This is a genomic window from uncultured Thiothrix sp., from assembly GCF_937873765.1.
In the GTDB taxonomy this organism is placed as follows: Bacteria; Pseudomonadota; Gammaproteobacteria; order Thiotrichales; family Thiotrichaceae; genus Thiolinea.
Genome location: NZ_CALMZC010000014.1, coordinates 107,953 through 129,777 on the forward strand (window position 1 = coordinate 107,953; position 21,825 = coordinate 129,777).

At 45.3% G+C, this 21,825-nt stretch carries 21 protein-coding genes; 18 read left to right on the forward strand and 3 right to left on the reverse strand.

Features of this window, described 5'->3' with window-relative positions; translation table 11 throughout:
- Window positions 1–10: 10 nt before the first annotated feature.
- Together Q0307_RS03740 and Q0307_RS03745 are read right to left on the reverse strand one after the other, a co-directional pair.
- Window positions 11–2,161, reverse strand: a complete 2,151-nt coding sequence (locus tag Q0307_RS03740) for an FAD-dependent oxidoreductase (protein WP_298656765.1) — start codon at window positions 2,159–2,161, stop codon at window positions 11–13.
- The gene (locus Q0307_RS03745; protein ID WP_298656768.1) at window positions 2,158–3,321 is read right to left on the reverse strand and encodes an FAD-dependent oxidoreductase; all 1,164 of its coding nucleotides are present in this window, start codon (window positions 3,319–3,321) and stop codon (window positions 2,158–2,160) included. Before Q0307_RS03745 ends, Q0307_RS03740 begins: the two co-directional genes overlap by 4 nt.
- 67 nt (window positions 3,322–3,388) lie before the next feature.
- On the opposite strand from Q0307_RS03745, the gene Q0307_RS03750 reads away from it, so the two are divergent.
- The 4 genes from Q0307_RS03750 to Q0307_RS03765 all read left to right on the forward strand — a co-directional run bounded on the left by Q0307_RS03750 (window position 3,389) and on the right by Q0307_RS03765 (window position 7,707).
- The gene (locus tag Q0307_RS03750) at window positions 3,389–4,039 is read left to right on the forward strand and encodes a DUF3047 domain-containing protein (RefSeq protein ID WP_298656771.1); all 651 of its coding nucleotides are present in this window, start codon (window positions 3,389–3,391) and stop codon (window positions 4,037–4,039) included.
- Between the two features lie 124 nt (window positions 4,040–4,163).
- Entirely contained in the window at window positions 4,164–5,447 is a 1,284-nt protein-coding gene (gene hemL, locus Q0307_RS03755) for a glutamate-1-semialdehyde 2,1-aminomutase (RefSeq protein ID WP_298656774.1), read from the forward strand.
- 116 nt (window positions 5,448–5,563) lie between these two features.
- Entirely contained in the window at window positions 5,564–6,769 is a 1,206-nt protein-coding gene (locus tag Q0307_RS03760) for a serine protease (protein WP_298656776.1), read from the forward strand.
- Window positions 6,757–7,707, forward strand: coding sequence for an FHA domain-containing protein (locus Q0307_RS03765; protein WP_298656779.1), 951 nt, complete (start codon window positions 6,757–6,759; stop codon window positions 7,705–7,707). The genes Q0307_RS03760 and Q0307_RS03765 overlap by 13 nt, the downstream gene beginning before the upstream one ends.
- On the opposite strand, the gene Q0307_RS03770 is transcribed toward Q0307_RS03765, so the two are convergent.
- The gene (locus Q0307_RS03770) at window positions 7,704–8,441 is read right to left on the reverse strand and encodes a 16S rRNA (uracil(1498)-N(3))-methyltransferase (protein WP_298656781.1); all 738 of its coding nucleotides are present in this window, start codon (window positions 8,439–8,441) and stop codon (window positions 7,704–7,706) included. The genes Q0307_RS03765 and Q0307_RS03770 overlap by 4 nt on opposite strands.
- 133 nt (window positions 8,442–8,574) lie before the next feature.
- On the opposite strand from Q0307_RS03770, the gene Q0307_RS03775 reads away from it, so the two are divergent.
- From Q0307_RS03775 to nuoK, 14 genes are all read left to right on the forward strand, one after another.
- Complete coding sequence (locus Q0307_RS03775; RefSeq protein WP_298656784.1) at window positions 8,575–8,958, forward strand: DUF6394 family protein; 384 nt, start codon at window positions 8,575–8,577, stop codon at window positions 8,956–8,958.
- Window positions 8,958–10,655, forward strand: a complete 1,698-nt coding sequence (locus Q0307_RS03780; RefSeq protein ID WP_298656786.1) for a TrkA family potassium uptake protein — start codon at window positions 8,958–8,960, stop codon at window positions 10,653–10,655. The genes Q0307_RS03775 and Q0307_RS03780 overlap by 1 nt, the downstream gene beginning before the upstream one ends.
- Before the next feature lie 38 nt (window positions 10,656–10,693).
- Window positions 10,694–11,974: a peptide antibiotic transporter SbmA gene (gene sbmA, locus Q0307_RS03785; protein WP_298656789.1), complete on the forward strand. Its 1,281-nt coding sequence runs from the start codon at window positions 10,694–10,696 to the stop codon at window positions 11,972–11,974.
- 349 nt (window positions 11,975–12,323) lie between these two features.
- The gene (gene ndhC / locus Q0307_RS03790; protein ID WP_298656791.1) at window positions 12,324–12,680 is read left to right on the forward strand and encodes an NADH-quinone oxidoreductase subunit A; all 357 of its coding nucleotides are present in this window, start codon (window positions 12,324–12,326) and stop codon (window positions 12,678–12,680) included.
- Entirely contained in the window at window positions 12,671–13,156 is a 486-nt protein-coding gene (locus Q0307_RS03795) for an NADH-quinone oxidoreductase subunit B family protein (protein WP_298656794.1), read from the forward strand. The genes ndhC and Q0307_RS03795 overlap by 10 nt, the downstream gene beginning before the upstream one ends.
- Window positions 13,153–13,875, forward strand: a complete 723-nt coding sequence (locus tag Q0307_RS03800) for an NADH-quinone oxidoreductase subunit C (protein ID WP_298656796.1) — start codon at window positions 13,153–13,155, stop codon at window positions 13,873–13,875. The genes Q0307_RS03795 and Q0307_RS03800 overlap by 4 nt, the downstream gene beginning before the upstream one ends.
- Window positions 13,875–15,128 carry an NADH-quinone oxidoreductase subunit D gene (locus Q0307_RS03805; RefSeq protein ID WP_298656799.1) on the forward strand — a complete coding sequence of 418 codons (1,254 nt, stop codon included), beginning with the start codon at window positions 13,875–13,877 and terminating at the stop codon, window positions 15,126–15,128. The genes Q0307_RS03800 and Q0307_RS03805 overlap by 1 nt, the downstream gene beginning before the upstream one ends.
- Window positions 15,128–15,640: an NADH-quinone oxidoreductase subunit NuoE gene (gene nuoE, locus Q0307_RS03810; protein WP_298656802.1), complete on the forward strand. Its 513-nt coding sequence runs from the start codon at window positions 15,128–15,130 to the stop codon at window positions 15,638–15,640. The genes Q0307_RS03805 and nuoE overlap by 1 nt, the downstream gene beginning before the upstream one ends.
- 2 nt (window positions 15,641–15,642) lie before the next feature.
- The gene (gene nuoF / locus Q0307_RS03815) at window positions 15,643–16,941 is read left to right on the forward strand and encodes an NADH-quinone oxidoreductase subunit NuoF (RefSeq protein ID WP_298656804.1); all 1,299 of its coding nucleotides are present in this window, start codon (window positions 15,643–15,645) and stop codon (window positions 16,939–16,941) included.
- Window positions 16,938–19,289, forward strand: a complete 2,352-nt coding sequence (gene nuoG / locus Q0307_RS03820; RefSeq protein ID WP_298656807.1) for an NADH-quinone oxidoreductase subunit NuoG — start codon at window positions 16,938–16,940, stop codon at window positions 19,287–19,289. Before nuoF ends, nuoG begins: the two co-directional genes overlap by 4 nt.
- 3 nt (window positions 19,290–19,292) lie before the next feature.
- Window positions 19,293–20,357 carry an NADH-quinone oxidoreductase subunit NuoH gene (nuoH, locus tag Q0307_RS03825; protein ID WP_298656810.1) on the forward strand — a complete coding sequence of 355 codons (1,065 nt, stop codon included), beginning with the start codon at window positions 19,293–19,295 and terminating at the stop codon, window positions 20,355–20,357.
- 10 nt (window positions 20,358–20,367) lie between these two features.
- Entirely contained in the window at window positions 20,368–20,874 is a 507-nt protein-coding gene (nuoI, locus tag Q0307_RS03830; RefSeq protein WP_298656813.1) for an NADH-quinone oxidoreductase subunit NuoI, read from the forward strand.
- A 15-nt stretch (window positions 20,875–20,889) separates the two neighbouring features.
- On the forward strand, window positions 20,890–21,489 hold the full coding sequence (locus Q0307_RS03835; RefSeq protein WP_298656816.1) for an NADH-quinone oxidoreductase subunit J: 600 nt from the start codon (window positions 20,890–20,892) through the stop codon (window positions 21,487–21,489).
- Between the two features lie 28 nt (window positions 21,490–21,517).
- Window positions 21,518–21,823 carry an NADH-quinone oxidoreductase subunit NuoK gene (gene nuoK / locus Q0307_RS03840; RefSeq protein ID WP_298656819.1) on the forward strand — a complete coding sequence of 102 codons (306 nt, stop codon included), beginning with the start codon at window positions 21,518–21,520 and terminating at the stop codon, window positions 21,821–21,823.
- The last annotated feature ends 2 nt before the right edge of the window (window positions 21,824–21,825 follow it).

Below are 21,825 nucleotides of genomic sequence, written 5' to 3' on the forward strand. Positions count from 1 at the left end.
TGATTGATTCTTAGCCACGGCGCCACGTATGGTAGCGGGCAATCCAAGCTAAGAGCACTTCTGGTGCATGCTGGCGCTTCCAAGTGCCTGCTACATATTTATTGGCTTCGGCAAGGGTAGGGTAACTATGAATAGTGCCGAGAATTTGGTTCAAACCTAGCCCCTGCTTCATCGCCAACACATATTCGGCCAACAGCTCTCCAGCTTGAGCACCCACAATAGTCACCCCTAAAATTTTATCTTTATGAGGCACGGTGAGGACTTTAATAAAACCTTGAGTGTTGCCATCGGCGATGGCTCGATCTAACTCACCTAGTTCAAACTTACTAAGTTCATAGCTAATATTTTGTGCTTGCGCCTCTTGCTCATTGAAGCCCACTGTGGCGATTTCTGGATCGACAAAAGTGACACGTGGAATGACCCGATAATCCACTTTAAAACGTTTGAAAACGCCAAATAAAGCATTCACGCTGGCATACCACGCTTGATGGGCTGCGACATGGGTAAATTGATAAGACCCCACTACATCGCCCGCTGCATAAATATGCGGAAATAAAGTTTCCAAATACTCATTACTTATCAGCTTGTGTTCAGTTGAAAGACCTAAGCTTTCTAAGCCAAAACCAGTCAAGCGTGCTTTGCGGCCGAGTGCTAAAATCACTTGATCATAAGGAATACTGTGCTCTTGACCTTGATGCTCAACCACAAGGGTTTTGTTCTCAGCTTCCCCTACAAAGCGCAAAGCTTGATGGGCGGTGAGCAGTTTGACTCCATCAGCGCTTAAAGATTGTGCAACAAGTTGTGCTACATCCCGATCTTCACGCGCAAGAATGCGTTCAGCTTTTTCAATAATCGTCACTTGCGAACCAAGGCGCGCAAAAGCTTGAGCAAGCTCGCAACCAATCGGCCCTCCACCCAGAATAGCCAGCCGTTGCGGAGCAGCTTCTAGCTCAGCAAAGCGTTCCCATAAGGTATCGCTAGTGACATAAGCGGAGGCTTCTAAGCCCGGAATAGCAGGCACTACCGCTCGCGCACCTGTGGCTAAAATAAGGCTGCGTGCGCTACGCGTCTGTGTGCTGCCATCCTGTAGTTTAATTTCCACCGTCCACGGATCGATGAGCTTGGCATAGCCTTGAATAACTTCTACGCCCAGTTGGTTGTAGCGTTCGACACTATCGTGAGGTTCGATAGCACGAATCACTGCTTGAACACGTTGCATTACCTGTCGAAAATTAATTTTAGGCGGGTTAGTAGCAATTCCGTAGTCGGCAGACTGTTGGATTTGCTGAACTAGTTTGGCGGTTTTAATCAGTGCTTTGCTAGGGACACAGCCATAGTTTAAGCAGTCACCCCCCATTTTATGGGCTTCAATTAAAGTCACTTTCGCCTTGACTGCCGCTGCAATATAAGCTGAAACCAAACCTGCAGCACCCGCACCAATGACAATTAAATTCCGGTCAAATTTTACGGGTCGCTTGAAGTTTTTATAGATATGTCGTTTTTGGATAAAGCTTAATAAGGCTTTGGCGATCCAAGGAAACAGGCCAAGTAGCGTAAAAGACACAATCAGGCTAGGCGCTAGAATAGCTGGTAAGCTGGTAATTTGCGCAAGTTGTGTCCCTGCATTCACATACACTAGCGTACCCGCTAGCATGCCTAGTTGGCTCACCCAATAGAAAGTACGGGTAGGTAATTGGGTCAAACCCATGAGTAAGTTAATAATAAAGAACGGGAACAGTGGCACTAAGCGCAGGGTGAAGAGATAAAACGCACCTTCTTTAGTAATGCCTTGATTAATTGCCTTGAGCTGTTTGCTAAAGCGCTGTTCTACGGATGCGCGAAATAAATAGCGTGAGGCTAAGAAAGCTAGGGTAGCCCCAATGCTGGAAGCAAAGGAGACGAGGACTAGACCTTGCCATAAACCAAATAGTGCTCCTCCTGCTAAGGTTAAAATAGCAGCACCGGGTAAAGATAAAGCCGTAATCAGGATATAAAGGCAAAAATAAGCCAGCGCGACTAAGTAAGGATGGGCTGCTTGCCAAGTCGCAAATTGAGTTTGACTCGCTTTTAGCTGCTCTAAAGTGAAATAGCGATCTAAATCTAAGGCAAAGAATAAAACGATTACACCCGTACAGATCAGCAGGAATAAAATCTTCTTCATAGTTGCTGCTCGCTGGCGTGTAATTCAGTGCTATGGCTTCTGTATTGCTGCATAAAGCTTTGATCAATATGATTTTTCCAGCACCATACCCAAGCGCCGCTGGCACTAAAACCTCCCCATGAGGCAATCGCTGTTTTGGAGCCAGTGGCTAATAAATACAGGGAGCATTGTTTGGGGCGATAACTGCGTAGTGGTGTTTGGGCGAGATAAGCGGGTAAATTATGGGCTAAAACCTTACCCGCATACACAGCATGCACGCCAGAGCGCCCAAACGTGGGTTCAGGGCGCGAGCACACATCACCGGCTGCAAAGATATTGGGATGGGAAAGGCTTTGATGTTGTGGATTAACTTTAATATACCCCGCTGAGTCTAGGGCTAAACCAGAGCTACTTAGCCACCTTGCTGCTTTGGCTCCGGTCGCTGCAAGTACTTGATGTACTGGCAGGTTTACACCTATGTTAAGAATTAAGCCAGTCGGTTCAAGCTGTGCACGACTGGCATGCCATTGTATCCCTGCTTCCAAGAGTTTTTTATGCACGCGTTTTTGTACAGCTGGTGCATGATCGGCTAATAATTGCGGTGCGACCAAATGTACTTGTGCTGCTGCTGATTGTTGCTGAAAGGCATATTGAATAGCAAAAGCGAGTTCTACGCCGGCAGCCCCCCCACCTAAAACGGCTAGTTGGTAAGCAGGCTGCTGTTGAGCCTGTTTGAGTAGCTGCGGCCATGCTTTGATTAAACCCTCTAAAGGGCGAATCGCTAGGACATTTTCGCTAGCTATAGAAGCGGGTAAAGCCGTTTCGCTGCCGGTATTGATCGAGAGTAAATCATAAGCAAGTACTCGACCGCCTACCGTTTTTATGAGCTGTTGATCGGTATTGAGCTGTGTAGCCTGATCAAGAATCAGCTCCCCCCCAATGACTGTGACTAGCGGGCGTAGATTGATTTGGCAATCAGCTAAGTGGTAATGCCCCGCTAACCAGCCCGGAAGCATTCCTGAATAAGTTTGACTGAGTGCCGGTGTGATTAAGCTCAAGCGCAGTTTGGGATTGGGTTGTTGAGCTAATGCCTTCAAAACTGCTAAATGCGCATGCCCCCCGCCGATTAAGACTAAATGTTTCATAAAGTGCTGAGTGGTTTCCTCACTAAGTGATTGCATCTATACGTATCTCAGTCGCGTATTAGATGCAAAGCTAGGCTTTAATTATTATCAATGGGTATACAGCATGAAAGTATGGATAGGGATTTTAGGGTTTGTTGGCTTATTAAGCACGTCTTTAATCGCGGCTGAGTCGAAAGTTGTCATTAGTGATTTTGCTAATCAACAATTGAAGGCTTGGGAAACTAAGACTTTTAAGGGTCAAACCCAGTATCAACTGGTAAAAGAGGGGCAACGCTGGGTTTTGAAGGCACAGGCGAAGGCGGCTGCTTCTGGTTTAACTCGCAAAATTAAAGTCGATTTAACGAAGACCCCATTTTTAAACTGGTCATGGCGGGTTGATCAAGCGCTACCCCCATTAAATGAGCAAACTAAAGCAGGTGATGATTATGCAGCGCGGATTTATGTAATTGTCGACGGTGGTTTGTTGGTGTGGAATTCAAAAGCCGTCAATTATGTTTGGTCTGCTAGTTCAGCACGCGGCAGTGCTTGGGGGAATGCTTATTTACCTAAGAATGCGCATATGTTAGCAGTGCGCGGTAAACAGGATAAAACGGGTGTCTGGGTCACTGAAAAGCGCAATGTGCGCGCAGATTTCCAAAGCTTATTAGGTGTGGATATTCAAGCTATTGATGGCGTTGCTTTGATGAGCGATAGCGATAACAGTGCCACTGAGACGGCAGCTTCTTATGGGGATATTTTCTTCTCTGCGCACTAAGGTTGGACAGTATCGCTTGATTAATTCACAATGCAGCGTCTTTTTGCAGCGTCTTTTTAGAGGGTAGCTAGCGGCTAATTCTCCCGATTCTTTCTGTATCTGTCTACGCTTAAGAGGTCCCGTCATGAGCAAGTCTGAATCCTTATTCCAACAAGCCCAAAAAACCATTCCGGGTGGGGTGAACTCCCCCGTACGTGCCTTTCGTGGAGTAGGTGGCACGCCGCGTTTTATTGCTCGTGCGGAAGGGGCTTATTTATTTGATGTCGACGGGCAGCGTTATATTGATTATATCGGTTCATGGGGGCCGATGATTGCTGGGCATGCCCATCCTGAAGTAGTGGAGGTCGTGCGTGAGGCGGCGCTATTAGGCTTAAGCTATGGTGCACCGACTGAACAAGAGGTGCAGATGGCGGAAAAAATTAATGAAATCATGCCCTCGATGGAAATGCTGCGCATGGTCAGTTCAGGCACTGAAGCCACGATGTCAGCGATTCGCTTAGCGCGTGGTTTTACCGGGCGGAATTTCATTGTGAAATTTGAAGGGGGGTATCATGGTCATGGTGACTCTTTATTAGTGAAAGCTGGTTCGGGTTTATTGACCTTTGGTCAGCCTAGCTCTCCCGGTGTACCGGCTGAACTTGCACAATACACCCTAACCCTCAATTTTAATGACAGTGCGCAAGTACGTGAAGTTTTTGCAGCACGCGGCCAAGAAATTGCCTGCATTATTGTTGAACCGGTCTGTGGGAATATGAATTGTATTCCGCCAGTGCCGGGCTTTTTGGAAACCTTGCGAGCCGTTTGTAATGAACACGGCACGGTCTTAATTTTCGATGAAGTCATGACCGGCTTTAGGGTAGCGCTGGGTGGTGCTCAGGAGTTATATGGCATTAAGCCTGATCTGACGACCTTAGGCAAAATCATTGGTGGTGGCATGCCAGTGGGAGCATTTGGTGGGCGACGTGACATTATGTCGAAATTGTCGCCTTTAGGTGCGGTTTATCAAGCAGGTACGCTCTCAGGAAATCCGATTGCGATGGCGGCAGGCCTGAAAATGATGGAAATTATTAGCCGTCAGGATTTTTATACACAGTTGAACTCTAAGACCACTCAACTGGTCTCAGGTATACAGACGGCTGCGGAGGAATCCCAGCTTCCGTTTACGACTACACAAATAGGTGGAATGTTTGGTTTGTTTTTCACCCATGAACCCCAAGTGACTAGTTATCGACAAGCAACCAATTGTGATGTGCCAAAGTTTAATCGTTTCTTTCATGGCATGTTAGAGCGTGGCGTTTACCTTGCACCGTCTGCGTTTGAAGCGGGCTTTATGTCAACTGCGCATTCAGCAGAGGATATAAATACAACTATCGCTGCCGCCCGCGAGGTATTTACGCTGTTGAAATAAACGAAGGGTCGTGATTCGAGGTTTTTGTGATTGGTATAGGCAATTATTACTATAGTCAGCTACCAAGACTCTGCTGTTTATTACTGATTTTAGGTTTTCTTTGGCAGCCTGTCAGTGTGCAGGCTGTAGATCGCTCGTCAAGTTTGTATGCTGAAGTCCAACAGTCGATTTATCAGGTGAGGATTATCAATCGCAAAACGGGTCATAAGCGCACAATTGGCTCAGGCTTTGTGATTGAACGCCCGAATTTACTCGCTACTAATTATCATGTGGTCAGTGCTTATATCAATGACCCAGACAATTATTCAATGGAGTATTTGGCGACTAATGGCGCAACGGGCTTGCTGGAGTTGATTGATGTCGATGTTTTGCATGATCTAGCGGTCTTGGTTGCAGACAAAGAGTTAGGTAAACCACTTAAAACGGCTGCGCTTCCGGAAAAGGGTGCGACCTTATATGCGTTTGGGAATCCACTGGGTTTAGGCTTTTCGGTGGTAACTGGCACAAATAATGGATTGCTAACCGAAAGTGAAGATAAAAATATCTTATTTTCAGGCAATCTAAACTCTGGGATGAGTGGGGGGCCTGCCCTCAATGAGCACGGTGCGGTAGTCGGCGTGAATGTAGCGACGGCGGGTAATGCGGTGAGCTTTTTAGTAGCGAGTGAATATCTAAATGATTTACTGGCTCAACTTAGGTTGACTGACTTCAAGCCACGCCCTAATTTGCATGAATCTATCGTGCGGCAATTAAACTTTAGCACTACTGAGATGCTGCAGCGTATGCGCAGTAACCCTTGGAAATTAGTTTCCGTAGGGAATTTTAAGGTTCCAAGCCGCCTAGATAAAACCATTAACTGCTGGGATGGTAGCGAAAGTAATGAAGATCATGGTTTAGTCAATGTTATTTCGGTGAATTGCTCAAATGAGCGCGAAATTTACTTAGATGACAAGCTCAGTGTTGGTAATATGCAATATCAATATACTTGGTATGACAGTGATAAAATGATTCCACCACGGTTTTATCGCATGTATGAAGCACAAAATATGGATGAAACGGATAATAAAACAACTAAAGAAAATGTGAGTGCCTTTAAATGCTCGACTAATTTCCTCGCTATTGCCAACCAAACATTTAAAATGACCATTTGTCGCCGTGGCTATATCCGCTATCAAGGTTTAAGTGATGTGCTAGTTACAGGTGCTATGGTTAGCCAAAAGCGGCAAGGTTTTTTATTCGAGCTATTTATCACTGGTGTTGATTTCAAAGAATCTATTAGTTTAGTGAAAAAAATGTTTGAGAATTTCCAATGGCAGAATTAGCTAACTTGTTATTTGAAATTCAAATGCGACCACTCAATCAGTATTTTCGATTGACGAAATTTCCAGTACGTATTGGTCGCGCTTTAGATAATGATATTATCCTCTCGGATCCTACCATTTCGCCCTATCATTTAGAGATTGATCAACATGATACAGGGGTTTTGTTGTTTCGTAATTTATCAAGAGAAAATGGTAGCCGTTTGAATGGCAAGCGTTTGCAATCAGCTAGCTTGACATTAACGCAACCAGTGAATCTAAAGTTAGGTAACCGGCGTATACGTTTGCTAACTAACAGCATGCAAGTCGCACAAACTCGTGTTAATAACTGCCGTGGCTGGTCGCGAGTATTTTGTTGTTCGTTTTGTGCATTGAGTTTAGCTCTTATTACTATCTTAGCTTTCTTTTTTGAAGCCTATTTGCAAAGTATTTTTACCAAAGAACTGGTGTATTACTTAAGTAGTGTCATGCCCTATATTCTCGGTATGCTCGCCTTAGCTTTACTGATTGCGGGGATCAGTCGTTTAGCGAATCAGCGCTGGGAGTTTTTTCCAGCTTTAGGTTTAGTTGCTTTGTGTATGTTGGTGCCTCATTTGTTGGGTGAAGTGGGGCATGCACTGAATTATCTGTTTACCGCGAATTGGCCTTTGGATAGTTTATTATTGCTCAGTAATTTTTTGCTGATCCCCTTATTGTTTTACAGCTATATTCGTATGATACATCATGCAGAACACTGGTCAGCTTTTGGTGTAGCACTCTTGTTTAGTGCGCCGCTGTTAGTTTATCAGGCGATGGATTTAACTGATCAATGGACGCTAGGGCATGAGTTTACTGGGCAGGCAGAGTTTAATCGCAATCTGAGCGCTTGGGATTTACGCTTAAAGCCTACTTTAAATGTCGATGAGTATTTTGCTGCGATAGAAAAACAATTAGGCAGTTAAATCCCTAAATCACCGTGCAATAGTTGTAAAATCGCTAAGACACTGGTGCTGGCGGTTTCAGCGCGCAAAATACGCTTACCTAAAGCGATGCCTTGCATCTTTGCCGCTAAGCAAGCCTCGACTTCTTCAGTAGTGAAGCCACCTTCTGGGCCGATGAGAACCGCCAAGTGATTAGTTCTAACAGTGACTTGGCTTAAATCCTGAGTGCTTTCCGGAGCTAATAGCAAATAAGTGGTGCTGTCACTCAACTCACTAAGGTATTGATCCAAAGTTTGTGGGGCATAGATTTTCGGAAGTCTTGTACGCCCTGATTGTTCACAAGCGCTAATCGTCACGGCTTGCCAATGCTGGAGTTTTTTTTCGATTTTTTCTTTATCAGTCCGCACCACACTGCGTTGGGTAATGAGGGGCTGGAACGCACTCATGCCTAATTCGACGGCTTTCTGTAAAGCAAAATCCATTTTGTCCGGTTTAACTAAGGCTTGAACTAAAGTCAGTGCTAATGAGGATTCACGTTCACTTGGGTCAAAGCTCTGGATCAGCACAGTTGCTGAGCGTTTATTAATCTCAGTGAGATTAGCCAAATACTCGCCACCTTCGCCATTAAATAGCAGCAGTGATTCGCCCACTTGTAAGCGCAAGACTTGAATCGCATGACGAAAAACCTCTTCAGGTAAGGTAAGCGACTGCTCGACAGTTAGTAGGCAGGGACAGTAAAAACGGGGAATACGCATCAGTTTAAGGCTCAAGCTTAATTGGGGCTGATCATACTCATTGCGGTAGCTTGACTCAAATGCTGGCTAAGGCTGGGAGTGCTGAAGTAGAGCTGGTATGCTTCTGCCTACTCAGTGCTTCTTGGATGCGAAGATGAATTTAGAAAAAGTAGTATTTGGCTTCTTCATTGTGTTGGCCTTAACTTTGAACTTTGCTTTTTTTGTAGGTGATATGACTAATCCACTGTATCACAATACCTTTATTCTCTTTGCTGCCTTGATTGTTAGCATGATTACCACTGTGCTGAAATTTGGGGATAGTACCCATATGGGCGCCATTTTCTTTGCCACCAGTTTGGTTGCTGATATTCAGCTTTTAATCGCCGCAGTGATTTGGGGGTGGGCAGCCCATATTAGCCCTGATGGAGTCACTCCAGCCGCCATGGTGGCAGTGGTATCGATTTCTGGCGGAGCACTATTAGCTAATATTGTTTCAGTAGTGTTACTAGTGGCTGAAACTTTAAGTATTCGTCGTTAATGTCTCGACCCAATATTTATTATATTTTGCTCAAGCGCTTGCGAGTGCCGTTGATCACGCTGATTCTGATCTATGCCGTTTCAATAGTGGGTTTTGTGCTAATTCCGGGGCGAGATAATGACGGCAATATATGGATGATGTCCTATTTCCATGCCTTTTATTTCGTCAGCTACATGGCATCCACTATTGGTTTTGGCGAAATTCCCTATGCTTTTACTGATGCGCAACGCATGTGGACGACCGTAACCATCTACGCTAGTGTGATTGGCTGGTTGTATAGCATAGGCTCGCTGTTATCGGTGATACAGGACCCAGCTATTTATCGTTTGCGCCGAGAATCTAAATTTCGTAGCCAAGTTAAGTTATTACGTGAACCTTTCTATCTGGTATGTGGTTATGGGGATACGGGTGCTCGCTTGGTACAAGCCTTAGGGCAGGAGGGGGTACGTACCGTTGTTCTGGATAAAGATGAAAATCGCATCAATGAACTTCAGATGCGTGACATATTAGGACGTCCTTTAGGTTTAGCTGCCGATGCTTCTAAGCCAGTGATATTAGAAGAAGCCGGTGTACTCAATATTTATTGCAAGGGGGTGATTGCCCTCACGGATTCGGATCAAGCCAATTTACTGATTGCCTTAAGTACCGAATTGTTTAAACCCCATTTACGCTTGATTGCACGCGCTGAAAGCCCCGAATTTATAAATTCAATTAGTTCCTTTGGGGATAATGAAGTCATTAGTCCTTTTGAGGTGTTTGCTGAGCGCTTAGAAATGCTAATGACTAAGCCGAGCCATTATTGGTTGAATGAATGGCTCACTGGGATTCCCAATCAGCCCCTACAGGATTCTGCGTTCCCTAAACGAGGTGCATGGGTGCTGATTGGTTATGGGCGCTTTGGACAAGCGGTGTATCGGCGTCTGCATGCTGCAGGAATTCCAGTACAAGTAATCGACCCAAAAACGGATGCAGAAGATTTACCGGAGCAGAGCATCATTGGTTTGCAAGCAAACATGAAGTCGCTGCAATTAGCGAACATCGACTCTGCAGTAGGAATTATTGCTGCCACCAGTGATGATGCGATCAATCTTTCGGTATTGATGACCGCACGCGAACTCAACGCTAAATTGTTTATGGTAGCACGGCAAAATCAGCAGGATAATAATCTTATTTTTGAACGTGCTCACTTTCACTTAACTATGAATCGCGGTGATGTGATAGCACACCAAGTATTCACCTTATTAAGAACACCTATGACTCGAGATTTCCTGCGTCTAGCGCAACAGGAAGATAAAGTTTGGGTGGATCAGCTCCTGAGCCGAATTATTGGTATCACGCAAGATAAACTACCTTATTTGTGGGAAACTAAGATTACGCCGCGTTATTCGCCTGCTTTATATAGTGCCTGTGTAGCAGGTCACCGCGTATCCCTTAAGTATGTGATTGCACACCCTGAACAGCGCGAGCACACTTTACCGATTATTCCGCTGTTATTAAAACGTGTTGATACTTTTTTATTACTACCGGATGAGGAAGCTTTGCTACAAGCGGGTGATCGCATCCTCATGTGTGCACCTTATCAAGCTTATAAGCAGATACAATGGGCGACACAGAATCAAAAAGCATTGCACTATTTGCTGACAGGTGAGGAGTGGGTCAGTAGCACGCTATTAAGGCGTCTTTTGCCCAATAGCTGATATCTAAAGGATCTTAATAAGCAGTAGGGAGCATCTTCATGTTTAAGTCTTTTTTCCCGAACCCCAAATTGTTTTTTTGGAGCTTTGCGCTGTGGTCGCTGGTTTGCGTACTCACTTGGTTTTTTTGGGGGGAGTCCTTAGGCCAACATTTAAGTTTTGGCGGCTTATTTGGTTATGATTATGTACCGCCTCTTCCACCTGCTGAGGGAGCTGCTGCCGCTGAACCATCCGTCAATCCGGGGGCTGATTTTTGGTTTTATCAATACATGTTCTATTGCTACGCACTCTTTGTCGGTGTTTGGCTATATATCTCGCCACATAAATGGGCGCGCTGGTCGGTCTTAGGCATGGCTTTAATCGTGTTTGTGACTTGGTTCCAAGTGCACTTGGATGTGATGATTAATGATTGGTTTGGTGGTTTTTATGATTCTATCCAACAAGCTCTAGGTAAACCGAATAGCATTACTGCCGAAGATTATTATGGGCAATTACTAACCTTTGGCCAGATTGCCTTGATTGCAGTAACTTTGTCGGTGTTTACGCGGTTTTTTGTGAGTCATTGGATTTTTCGCTGGCGGACAGCCATGAATGATTATTATACCGGCATGTGGTCGCGAGTACGGCATATCGAGGGGGCTTCTCAGCGTGTGCAAGAAGATACCATGCGCTTTTCAAGCATCATGGAAAGCTTAGGAGTTAGCTTGATCGATTCGGTAATGACTTTGATCGCTTTCTTGCCGATTTTATGGGCGTTGTCTGTTCATGTAAAAGCTTTGCCAGTGGTGGGTGAAATTGCCCATGCTTTGGTTTGGGTTGCTTTGATTTGGTCAATTTTTGGAACTGGTTTGTTAGCCTTAGTAGGGATCCGTTTGCCTGGTTTAGAGTTTAAAAACCAGCGTGTGGAGGCAGCCTATCGTAAAGAGCTAGTCTATGGGGAGGATAATATTAATCGTGCTAGCCCACCCGTTATTAAGGATTTATTTATTGATGTGCGCAAAAACTATTTTCGCCTATATTTCAACTATTTATATTTCAATGTAGCACGTTATAGTTATTTACAAGTGGGCGTACTCGTTCCTTATATCGCACTTGGCCCCACCATTATTGCTGGTGGTTTCACTTTAGGGGTGATGCAGCAAATCTTGCGTGCATTTGGACGGGTACAGGATTCTTTCCAATATTTGGTGAACTCGTGGACAACCATTGTTGAATTGTTGTCGATCTATAAGCGTTTAAAAGCTTTTGAATTAGCCATTGCTAATCAGCCACTGCCCAGTATCGAACAAGTTCCAGAGCAGAAGCTCCTAGACTCTCACTAGATAGCTCCTTGAGCGTTTAATCATATTTTGGTTCTTGCTCAGTAAGTCTGAGCAAGAGCTAAAAAAATATCAGCCTTGCCAAATCCTTGTAGTTGCTAAGTGTTCAGTACTGAGCTAATGGATGTCTAAACGTATGGGTTTGCTTGTCCTAGGCAGTGAAGACGAGAAAACGAAATTTGTAAAGTACCCAATTAGATAATTTTGCAGAGTGCATACATATATTTCTTATGGGGTAGTCTTTTGGTCATTCCTTCTATATAGTTCTGCTGCAGTACACAAAATCCGAGCTAAGGTGAGTGTTGCTCAATAATTAAGCAGTACAAAGCTGGAAAGTTGTCAGGAGTCAGCAATGTTGCAGGCCTATTTGCCAGTATTTATATTTCTTGCGGTCGGCATTGGCCTTGCCGTCGTGCTTCTGTCGCTTGGTTTATTAGTGGGGCCGCGTCGCCCTGATCCGGCGAAAGACTCTCCTTTTGAATGCGGTTTTGAAGCATTTGAAGATGCGCGGATCCGCTTCGATATCCGTTATTACTTAGTTGCTATCCTCTTCATTATCTTTGACTTGGAAATTGCCTATCTCTTTTCTTGGGCTATTGTGCTCGATAAAATAGGGGCGGCAGGTTTGATCGCTATGTGTGTCTTCTTAGGTATTCTAGGGATTGGCTTCGTTTATGAGTGGAAAAAGGGAGCAATGGAGTGGGAATAGAAGGTATCCTTGATAAGGGCTTCGTGACTACGACCGCTGATAAACTCATTAATTGGGCGCGCACTGGCTCTATGTGGCCTGTGACCTTTGGTTTAGCTTGTTGTGCAGTGGAAATGATGCAAGCTGGTGGTGATCGTTATGATCTTGACCGCTTTGGGATTATCTTCCGTCCGAGTCCTCGTCAATCCGATGTGATGATTGTTGCGGGTACACTGACCAATAAAATGGCTCCTGCATTACGCAAAGTTTATGACCAGATGGCTGAGCCACGTTGGGTGATCTCGATGGGATCCTGTGCAAATGGTGGCGGCTATTATCATGATTCGTATGCAGTCATGCGCGGTTGTGATCGGGTATTGCCAGTTGATATTTATGTGCCCGGTTGCCCACCCACGGCCGAAGCTTTGATTTATGGTATTTTGCAATTGCAGAATAAGATCCGGCGCACCAGTACGATTGCACGGCAGCTATCATGAGTTCAAAAATCGAAGAGCTACAAGTTTATTTAAATACGCATCTAGCGGGTAAGTTTACTTCTAGTGTTTTAGCCTTGGGCGAGCTGACTTTAGAAATTCCAGTGCGTAGTTGGTTAGATGTGTGCAATTTTCTGCGTCATGATGAGCAGACTCAATTTGAGCAATTGTCAGATCTTTGCGGTGTGGATTATATCGCTTACGGCCAAGCCGAATGGGATACGCAGGCTAGCTCTACTGGCTTTAGCCGTGCAGTACAAGTAGCTGATGTCGATCTTTTTGATTTTGATCAAGTCAAGCTTAAAGATGAGCCGAGTGAAGCCGAAGCTGGCAAACGTTTTGCGGTCGTGCTGCATCTCTTATCGATTAAACGCAATATGCGGATTCGCTTGCGTACTTTCTGCGAGGATAGTGCCTATCCGGTGGTGCCGTCCGTAGTGCGCATTTGGAATTCTGCTAATTGGTATGAGCGTGAAGCTTTCGATTTGTTTGGGATTATGTTCAACCATCATCCAGATTTGCGCCGTATTTTGACAGATTATGGCTTCATTGGTCATCCTTTACGTAAAGATTTCCCTTTGGCTGGACAAGTTGAAATGCGTTATGACCCACTGCAAAAGCGGGTGATTTATGAGCCAGTTTCTATTGTTACTCAGCCTAACGTGCCACGAGTTATTCGCCAAGATCAGCCTTCTATTGCTTCGCAGGAGCGCGATAACTAATGCCAGAGATTCGTAACTTTACACTGAACTTCGGTCCGGCTCATCCAGCTGCGCATGGTGTACTGCGTCTAGTTTTAGAGATGGACGGGGAGATGATTGTGCGGGCTGATCCACATATCGGTCTCTTACATCGCGGCACTGAAAAACTCGTTGAAAGTAAACCGTATAATCAAAGCATTGGCTACATGGATCGTTTGGACTATGTATCCATGATGTGCAATGAGCATGGCTATGTACTCGCGATTGAAAAGCTTTTAGGTATTGAAGTGCCAATTCGTGCACAGTATATCCGCACGATGTTTGATGAAATTACCCGTATTCTCAATCACTTGCTTTGGATTGCAGGTCATAGCCTCGATGTAGGCGCGATGACGATGTTTCTGTATGCATTCCGTGAGCGCGAGGATTTGATGGATGCTTACGAGGCGGTATCCGGTGCACGTTTACATGCCACTTACTATCGTCCTGGTGGTGTGAACCGTGATTTGCCCGATAGCATGCCGCAGTATGAAAAAACGCGTTGGCGCGATGAGGCTGAAGTCAAACGCCAAAACGCCAACCGCCAAGGCAGCTTACTGGATTTCCTTGAGGATTTTACGAATCGGTTTCCAAGTAAGGTGGATGAATATGAAACCCTGCTGACTGATAATCGGATTTGGAAGCAGCGTTTAGTCGGTGTCGGTGTGGTGTCTCCAGAACGTGCTCTGCAAATGGGTTTTACCGGGCCGATGTTACGAGGTTCTGGAATTGAATGGGATTTACGTAAAAAACAACCTTATGCCGCTTATTCGCAAGTTGATTTTGATATTCCAGTCGGTACAAACGGTGATTCTTATGACCGTTATCTAGTGCGGATTGAGGAGTTTCGTCAGTCGAATCGGATTATTAAGCAGTGTATTGATTGGCTACGTCATCATCCAGGCCCTGTTCGTTCAGGTAATCATAAAGTTACCCCTCCTAAGCGTGCAGATATGAAGCACGATATGGAGGCTTTAATCCATCACTTTAAACTGATGACTGAAGGTTATTGTTTGCCTGCAGGTGAAGCTTATGCTGCGATTGAGCACCCTAAAGGTGAGTTTGCTTGTTACTTAATTTCAGATGGGGCGAATAAGCCCTATCGTTTAAAGATTCGCGCGCCCGGTTTTGCGCATTTGTCGGGGATGAATGAAATGGCGCGTGGACATATGTTGTCGGATGTTGTGGCGATTATTGGTTCCCAAGATATCGTCTTCGGGGAGGTAGACCGTTAATGACGGCTGCAGATACTTCAGATAAAGCGGTGGTTTTATCTGCTCATGAGCGGGATGAAATTGATAGCTGGTTAGCACGTTATCCAGCTGATCAACGCCAATCGGCACTGTTAGGTGCACTGCGTGCAGTGATGCATGAAGATCATTATTTATCAGTGCCCAAAATGGACGCAGTGGCTACTTATCTAGGTTTGCCACCGATTGCTGTCTATGAAGTGGCGAGTTTCTACTCGATGTTTGAGACGGATGAACGTGCTGCTGCTCGCCATAGTATTTCGGTTTGCACTAATATCTCCTGCATGTTGAGCGGGGCGGATGACATTCTGGCTCATATCGAGAAAAAGCTTGGTGTACGCTTAGGTGAATCTACACCCGATCACAAATTTTATCTCAAACGTGAAGAAGAGTGCTTAGCGGCTTGCTGTGGTGCGCCGATGATGCAAGTCAATCACGTTTACTACACGGAGCTGACGCCTGAAAAAGTCGATAGCATCCTTGATGGATTGGAGTAAGCATGGCCAATCAAGTTTGTTTTAGTACCCGTCAGTTTGGCGACCAATCGCATACTTATGAAAATTACCTAAAGATTGGTGGCTATGAGTCTTGGAAAAAGATTCTTGCTAATAAAACACCACAGACTGAAGTGATTGATGAGATCAAAAAATCGGGCTTACGTGGGCGCGGTGGTGCGGGCTTTCCGACAGGGATGAAGTGGAGTTTTATGCCACGCACTATGCCGGGACAAAAGTATTTAGTTTGTAATGGTGATGAATCTGAGCCGGGTACTTGTAAAGACCGCGATATTCTACGTTTCAATCCGCATGCTTTAGTGGAGGGGATGGCGATTGGCGCTTACTGCATTGGTGCGACGGTTGCCTATAACTATATGCGCGGTGAGTTTATGGATGAGCCTTTCCTGCGCTTTGAGCAAGCGGTGCGCGAAGCTTATGCAGCCGGTTTACTCGGTAAAAATATTCTTGGTAGCGGCATTGATGTTGATATTTATGGGTCACTCGGTGCAGGTGCTTATATCTGTGGTGAAGAAACAGCCTTACTGGAGTCTTTAGAAGGTAAGAAAGGTCAGCCACGTTTTAAGCCACCTTTCCCAGCGAGTTTTGGTCTATACGGTCGCCCGACCACGATTAATAATGTCGAAACTTTATCCTCTGTACCAACTATTCTGCGGAATGGTGGTGATTGGTTTGCCAGTTTAGGGGTAAAGAATGCGGGTGGTGAAAAGCTGTTCTCTGTTTCCGGTCATGTGAATCGACCTGGTAACTACGAGATTGGTTTAGGTACACCTTTCCGTGAGCTTTTAGAGATGGCGGGTGGTGTGCGTAAAGGCCATCAGCTCAAAGCCGTTATTCCGGGTGGTTCTTCAGTGCCGGTTGTGCCTGCAGAAATTATGTTAGAGCTGAATATGGACTATGACTCGATCTCTAAAGGGGGATCGATGTTAGGTTCAGGCGCTGTGATTGTGATGGATGAGACCACCGATATGGTGAAGGTTTTGCAGCGTTTGTCACGCTTTTATCATTTTGAGTCCTGTGGTCAGTGTACACCCTGTCGTGAAGGGACGGGTTGGCTGTACCGGATGCTCACCCGCATGATCGAAGGTAAAGGCACGATGGCGGATATTGAGCGCCTTGAAGCGGTGTCGCATAAGATTGAAGGCCGTACTATCTGTGCTTTAGGAGATGCGGCTGCCATGCCAGTTTGGAGTTTTATTAAGCATTTCCGCCCAGAGTTTGAGCACTACGTGCAATATGGCCGTAGTAGGATGGATGCTCCTGCGATGAAGGGGGCAGCATGAGTGATGAATTAGTCAGCTTTGAAGTGAATGGCCAAACCTTGCAAGCCCGCCCCGGTAGCATGCTGATTGCTGCTACGGATGCTGCTGGTATTACGGTTCCTCGTTTTTGCTATCACAAAAAACTTTCGGTTGCTGCAAACTGCCGGATGTGCCTAGTTGAAGTTGAAAAAGCGCCCAAACCCATGCCAGCTTGTGCTACACCGATTATGGCAGGGATGAAAGTTTGGACGAATTCACCCAAAGCGCGTGCAGCACAAAAAGATGTGATGGAGTTTTTACTCATTAACCACCCTTTAGATTGCCCGATTTGCGATCAAGGGGGGGAGTGTGAGTTACAGGATCTATCGGTTGGTTTTGGCAATAGCACTTCTGAGTATGTCGAAATCAAGCGAGTGGTGCGCGATAAAGACATTGGGCCTCTAATCGAAACTGCGATGACACGTTGCATTCACTGCACCCGTTGTGTGCGATTCGGTGAGGAAATCGCGGGCATGCGTGAGTTAGGTGCAACCGGTCGTAGTCAGTACACTGAAATTGGTACTTATGTAGCCAAGACAGTCACCTCTGAATTATCTGGCAATATCATTGATGTTTGTCCAGTAGGTGCTTTAACCGCTAAGCCTTCGCGTTACACAGCACGCCCTTGGGAACTGCGTTCGTATGACAGCATTGCACCACACGATTGTGTAGGCTCGAATATTCACGTACATACTGCGCGTGGCAAGGTTGTACGGGTAGTCCCACGTGAGAATGAGGCGATTAATGAATGCTGGATTTCAGATCGGGATCGCTTCAGCTATGAAGGTTTACACAGCCAAGAGCGTTTATTAAAGCCACAAATTAAGCGTGATGGTCACTGGAAAAAAGTCAGTTGGCAAGAGGCTTTAGATGCTGTTTCAAGTATTTTACGTAAGCAGCTAGCTTTTAATGTCGCAGCTTTTGCAGGGCCAAGTTCTACTTTAGAAGAGTTTTTCCTTTTCCAAAAATTGCTACGCGCTCTGAATATCAAGAATATTGACCATCGCTTACGTCAAGTCGATTTCAGCGATCAAGCCTTTGTGCCTTCTGGTTTAGGGGTGAGTTTCACCGAATTAGAACAGCAGCAAGCGATTTTCCTGATTGGTGCGAATCCACGTCATGATCAGCCCATGTTGAATTATCGGCTTCGAAAGGCGAGTTTAGCAGGTGCAAAAGTTTTAGCTTTAACGCCGCGTAAACTCGCTTTCAACTATACTGCTGAGCAGATTGTGGCTGCGCCCTTAGCGATGGTGACTGAACTTGCAGTGTTAGTCAAAGCTGCTTTAGAGGCAGCGAGTCAAGCTGCGCCAACAGTATTAGCTGATTTACTCGCTAGTGTGGAAATCAGTGACACTGCAAAGAGTCAAGTTGAAAATTTTAAGGCTCCAAATTCGCTAATTTTGCTAGGGCAGATGGCCGTACAGCATCCAGCTTTTTCTAGTTTACGCAGTCTAGCAACGGTATTAGCGCAAGCAACAGGAGCCAAATTGGGTTATTTGCCAGAAGCGAATAGTCTTGCTGCTAACTTGGTTGGTGTGTTACCTCATCGCGGTTTAGCAGGTGAAGCTATTGCAGCCCCCGGCTTGCCTGTGAGTGCAGCTTTAGATGACAAAAATCTCACAACCGTTGTTTTAATGAATGCTGAGTTAGATGATTTTGCTAATCCTCAGCAAGTACTTAAAGCTTTGCGTGCAGCTAAAAATGTTATTGTCTTCGCGCCTTTTGCAGATACGCAAGCGCGTGATTATGCCACCGTGCTTTTGCCGACTTCGACCTTTGTTGAAACTTCTGGCACGCTGATTAATGCTGAAGGTTTGTGGCAATCCTTTAAAGGGGTAGTCAATCCTCCCGGTGAAGTACGTCCCCTGTGGAAAGTTTTGCGTGTCTTAGGCAATGCTTTGAATCTGCCAGATTTTGATTATGTCGAAACTAGCGAAATTGTGGCTGAACTGAAATTAGAACTACAAGCTGTGCCACTAACCGCTATGGGTCAATTATCCGCGCCTTTAGTAGTTGCTAAGCAAGACGCGAACACCATGCAGCGGATTGGTGATGTACCGCTGTATCGTACGGACGCGTTAGTGCGGCGTGCTAAATCTTTGCAAGCGATGTTAGCCTCGCCAGTAGTGCGTATGCATCTAGCTGATATGGAGCGCTTAGGGATTGTTGCCGGTGACTTAGTGCGACTAGGGCAAGGCGATAGTTATGTGCAATTGCCAGCAGAAGCCGATGAGGCAGTGCCGAAAGGTTGTGTATGGGTGCAGTCAGCGACTGAGGTGGCGCGAGCCTTAGGGGCTGCGTTTGGGTCAATCATGGTCGATAAGGGTTAAGCAATGGAGTTTATTAGCTCACTATGGTATGCAGTCCCTGAAACCTTACGGATCGTGATTGTCATTCTGTTGCAAATTGTGGCAGTTGTTATCCCCCTGATTCTGACGGTGGCTTACACCACTTATGCTGAGCGCAAAGTTATCGGTTTTATGCAGGGGCGAATGGGGCCGAATCGGGTAGGGCCGCGTGGTTTGTTACAGCCCTTTGCTGATACGGTTAAGCTCCTGCTAAAAGAAGTTATTATTCCGACTAAATCGGATCGCTATTTATTCTTACTTGCACCTATTTTAGCCTTAGCGCCTGCTTTTTCAGCTTGGGTAGTGATTCCATTTTCCGAAAATATGGTCTTAGCGGATATTAACGCCGGGCTACTCTTTATTCTGGCGCTGTCTTCTTTAGGGGTTTATGGGATTATAATTGCAGGCTGGGCTTCCAACTCAAAGTATTCTATGTTGAGTGCCATGCGGATTGGTGCACAGATGGTATCGTATGAAATTGCGATGGGCTTTGCGCTAGGTGGGGTTCTGATTGCTTCTAATAGCTTGAACTTAAATGATATTGTGCGTGCCCAGTCAGGCAGTATTTTTTCTTGGTTTGCATGGCCGCTGTTTGGTTTATTTATCGTCTATTTTATTTCAGGTGTGGCTGAAACCAACCGTGCGCCTTTTGACGTGGCTGAAGGTGAATCTGAAATCGTCGCAGGTTTCCATGTTGAGTATTCTGGGATCGCCTTCGCGTTGTTCTTCTTAGCCGAATACGCGAATATGATTATGATCTCGGCTCTGACCTCAATCATGTTCTTAGGTGGTTGGCTTTCACCTTTCCAAGGTTTGGATTTTTTAATCAATATTCCCGTCATCGGTTTGTTTTTTGGGAATGGCATTCATTGGTTAGCGCTGAAAATCGCCTTCTTCTTGCTACTTTATCTCTGGTTCCGGGCAACTTTTCCACGCTATCGCTATGACCAGATTATGCGTTTGGGCTGGAAGGTATTAATTCCGGTTACTTTCGTTTGGATCTTTTTTGAAATTATCGCTGTCGCCCTCGGCTGGCAGCCTTGGCTGTAAGGAGTCTGACATGGGTGTTCCTTTGAAAGACAGCTTAAAACATTACTGGAAAACCTTCTCTTTAAATGAGTTATTGAAGGGGATGCGAGTAACGGGCAAGTATTTGTTCGACCGTAATAAAATTACCATTCAATATCCAGAAGAAAAGACGCCTTTATCACCTCGTTTCCGAGGTCATCATGCTTTGCGCCGCTATCCAAATGGGGAAGAGCGCTGTATTGCTTGCAAGTTATGTGAGGCAGTTTGTCCAGCCCTAGCGATTAAAATTGAGCTAGAGGAACGCCCTGATGGGACTCGTCGCACCACACGCTATGACATCGATATGTTTAAGTGCATTTATTGTGGTTTCTGTGAAGAAGCTTGCCCTGTAGATGCCATTGTAGAAACCAGTCTTTTCGAATATCACTTTGAAAATCGCGGAGAGAACATCATCAACAAGCAAAAGCTGTTAGCGATTGGTGATAAATATGAAGCTGAAATCGCTCGGATGAAAGCAGCGGATGCCCCTTACCGCTAACGGAGTGACGAGATAATGTTTGAGCAGATTTTGTTTTATTGGTTTACTGCGGTGTTACTCCTCGCTGCGATCGGTGTGGTGGTAGCGCGTAATCCAGTGTATTCGGCTTTAAGTTTGATCTTGGCTTTCTTCACTATGACGGCTTTATGGTTGTTGATGGAAGCTGAGTTCTTAGCCATCGCTTTAATTCTGGTCTATGTTGGTGCTGTCATGGTCTTGTTTCTTTTCGTGATCATGATGTTGGATCTCAAAATTGTCGAGCGAGAAGGTTTTATTCGCTATCTGCCGATCGGTTTGGGGGTTGCAGGCATGGTAGCTCTAGAAATGATTATGGTTTTGCAACGTTCTAATTTTGACAGTGAACGTTATGTAGCACCGGATATTCCTGCTGATTTTAATAATGCTGAAGCACTAGGTGAGTTACTTTACACGCATTATTTATATCCTTTTGAAATTGCGGCAGTAGTGCTGTTAGTGGCAGTGATTGCCGCGATTCTTCTGACTTTACGTAAGCGCGATGCAGCGGATCAAGCAGCGAAGACTCAGGATATTGATCAGCAAGTGCGTGTTAAGCGTGAAGATCGCGTGCGTTTAGTTAAGATGAAAAGTGAGTAATCATGAACAGTAACGGGAGTTGTGTGTAGTGATAAACTTGACCCATTACTTGATTGTGTCAGCCTTGCTGTTCGCGATTAGTGTTGCTGGTATTTTCCTGAATCGGAAAAATATTCTGATTTTGCTGATGTGCATCGAATTATTGTTGCTTTCAGTGAATTTAAACTTTGTTGCCTTTTCGCATTTCATGAATAACCTAGATGGACAAGTGTTTGTCTTCTTTATCTTGACCGTTGCAGCGGCTGAGTCAGCGATTGGCTTAGCAATTCTGGTGACGATTTTCCGTAATCGACGTTCGATTAATGTCGAAGACCTGCATAGTTTAAAGGGATAAAT

What these genes read in the sequence shown, in the direction of transcription:
- Q0307_RS03740 (WP_298656765.1), bottom strand. Translation starts at nt 2,161, where the DNA reads ATGAAGAAGATTTTATTCCTGCTGATCTGTACGGGTGTAATCGTTTTA.
- Q0307_RS03745 (WP_298656768.1), bottom strand. Translation starts at nt 3,321, where the DNA reads ATGCAATCACTTAGTGAGGAAACCACTCAGCACTTTATGAAACATTTA.
- Q0307_RS03750 (WP_298656771.1), top strand. Translation starts at nt 3,389, where the DNA reads ATGAAAGTATGGATAGGGATTTTAGGGTTTGTTGGCTTATTAAGCACG.
- hemL (WP_298656774.1), top strand. Translation starts at nt 4,164, where the DNA reads ATGAGCAAGTCTGAATCCTTATTCCAACAAGCCCAAAAAACCATTCCG.
- Q0307_RS03765 (WP_298656779.1), top strand. Translation starts at nt 6,757, where the DNA reads ATGGCAGAATTAGCTAACTTGTTATTTGAAATTCAAATGCGACCACTC.
- Q0307_RS03770 (WP_298656781.1), bottom strand. Translation starts at nt 8,441, where the DNA reads ATGCGTATTCCCCGTTTTTACTGTCCCTGCCTACTAACTGTCGAGCAG.
- Q0307_RS03775 (WP_298656784.1), top strand. Translation starts at nt 8,575, where the DNA reads ATGAATTTAGAAAAAGTAGTATTTGGCTTCTTCATTGTGTTGGCCTTA.
- Q0307_RS03780 (WP_298656786.1), top strand. Translation starts at nt 8,958, where the DNA reads ATGTCTCGACCCAATATTTATTATATTTTGCTCAAGCGCTTGCGAGTG.
- sbmA (WP_298656789.1), top strand. Translation starts at nt 10,694, where the DNA reads ATGTTTAAGTCTTTTTTCCCGAACCCCAAATTGTTTTTTTGGAGCTTT.
- ndhC (WP_298656791.1), top strand. Translation starts at nt 12,324, where the DNA reads ATGTTGCAGGCCTATTTGCCAGTATTTATATTTCTTGCGGTCGGCATT.
- Q0307_RS03800 (WP_298656796.1), top strand. Translation starts at nt 13,153, where the DNA reads ATGAGTTCAAAAATCGAAGAGCTACAAGTTTATTTAAATACGCATCTA.
- Q0307_RS03805 (WP_298656799.1), top strand. Translation starts at nt 13,875, where the DNA reads ATGCCAGAGATTCGTAACTTTACACTGAACTTCGGTCCGGCTCATCCA.
- nuoE (WP_298656802.1), top strand. Translation starts at nt 15,128, where the DNA reads ATGACGGCTGCAGATACTTCAGATAAAGCGGTGGTTTTATCTGCTCAT.
- nuoF (WP_298656804.1), top strand. Translation starts at nt 15,643, where the DNA reads ATGGCCAATCAAGTTTGTTTTAGTACCCGTCAGTTTGGCGACCAATCG.
- nuoG (WP_298656807.1), top strand. Translation starts at nt 16,938, where the DNA reads ATGAGTGATGAATTAGTCAGCTTTGAAGTGAATGGCCAAACCTTGCAA.
- nuoH (WP_298656810.1), top strand. Translation starts at nt 19,293, where the DNA reads ATGGAGTTTATTAGCTCACTATGGTATGCAGTCCCTGAAACCTTACGG.
- nuoI (WP_298656813.1), top strand. Translation starts at nt 20,368, where the DNA reads ATGGGTGTTCCTTTGAAAGACAGCTTAAAACATTACTGGAAAACCTTC.
- Q0307_RS03835 (WP_298656816.1), top strand. Translation starts at nt 20,890, where the DNA reads ATGTTTGAGCAGATTTTGTTTTATTGGTTTACTGCGGTGTTACTCCTC.